This is a genomic window from Psychromonas arctica, from assembly GCF_038155225.1.
Lineage (GTDB): Bacteria > Pseudomonadota > Gammaproteobacteria > Enterobacterales > Psychromonadaceae > Psychromonas > Psychromonas arctica_B.
In genome coordinates this window covers 1-221 of sequence record NZ_JBAKBA010000280.1, presented here as the reverse complement: position 1 = coordinate 221, position 221 = coordinate 1, and the positions used below count along the sequence as shown (strand labels likewise).

Annotated in this window: 1 pseudogene; it reads left to right on the top strand. The window is 42.1% G+C overall.

The features are described from left to right. Positions 1–25: 25 nt before the first annotated feature. Positions 26–221 (top strand): annotated as a pseudogene (locus V6255_RS18560) (BMP family ABC transporter substrate-binding protein); the annotation flags it as partial.

The following is a 221-nucleotide window of genomic DNA, read 5'->3' as shown; positions in this document are numbered from 1 at the left end:
CGTGAGGAAAGGGATTGCTTCTGGTATGACTCAATTAGCACCTTTCAACGAAGCAGTACCAAAAGATGTTGTCGCTAAAGAAACGCCACTATCAAACCAAATTGTAGACGGTACATTCCACCCATTTACTGGTCCAATTAAAGATCAGTCTCGCAAAGTAATATTGCCTGCAGGAGAAGAAAAGAAAGATGGCGACTTATTACGCATGGACTACAACGTAG